This is a genomic window from Streptomyces iakyrus (assembly GCF_000717055.1).
Classification (GTDB): Bacteria; Actinomycetota; Actinomycetes; order Streptomycetales; family Streptomycetaceae; genus Streptomyces; species Streptomyces iakyrus.
In genome coordinates this window covers 1-280 of the sequence record NZ_JNXI01000161.1, presented here as the reverse complement: position 1 = coordinate 280, position 280 = coordinate 1, and the positions used below count along the sequence as shown (strand labels likewise).

Here is a 280-nt window from a genome sequence, read left to right as displayed (position 1 = left end):
ACCGACGTCGTTGGTGTAGTCGGCGACGGTGACGTGCAGCCCGCTGTTGGCGCCGGGGCTGGAGGCGTTCCAGGTGTCGGGCTGGCCCGACCACTGCAGTGTCGAGGGGATGCGGTAGGTGCCGTCCGGGTTGAACGTGGTCTTGGACAGCGCCCACTTGACCCACTTGTCGAGGACCGTCTTGGCCTTCGCGTTGCCGGTCTGCTGGTACAGCTCGGCGACGCGTTCCATGGACCAGGCCTGGAAGCCGAACCACTGGTTGGACGGCGGGTCGTGGTAG

At 66.8% G+C, this 280-nt stretch carries 1 protein-coding gene; it reads right to left on the bottom strand.

Going from position 1 to position 280, the window contains the following annotated elements; all coding sequences use genetic code 11:
* On the bottom strand, window positions 1-280 hold a 280-nt coding region (locus OO68_RS41935; RefSeq protein WP_033314768.1), incomplete at both ends, for a glycoside hydrolase family 48 protein.